Here is a 285-nt window from a genome sequence, read left to right on the forward strand (position 1 = left end):
TTGATTCGCCAGCAGCTGCCGTGTTCGTCGCTGGTTTTGGTGATCGAGCGTTGCGGTTCGGGTCGGGGGTCGGGTTCTGGGCGGGGTTCGAGTTTGATCGCGGTGCGGAGTTGGGTGACGGTGGCCACGCCGGCCAGTTGGGCGTAGTGCTCGTCGGAGCCGTCGGCGGCGCGCTGGGCGATGACCCCGACCTGGTCCAGTGAGAAGCGGCCCTGGCGCATGCCCTCAGCGCAGCGCGGAAATTCGGCAAGCCGGTGTGCCACGGCTGCGATGGTTCCGGCGTTG

The 285-nt window shown here is 68.1% G+C and carries 1 protein-coding gene; it reads right to left on the reverse strand.

Features of this window, described 5'->3' with window-relative positions:
- On the reverse strand, positions 1-285 hold a 285-nt coding region (locus tag AC5Y4Q_RS21685), incomplete at both ends, for a DUF222 domain-containing protein (protein WP_499960176.1).

It is taken from the genome of Mycobacterium sp. NGS16 (assembly GCF_059813225.1).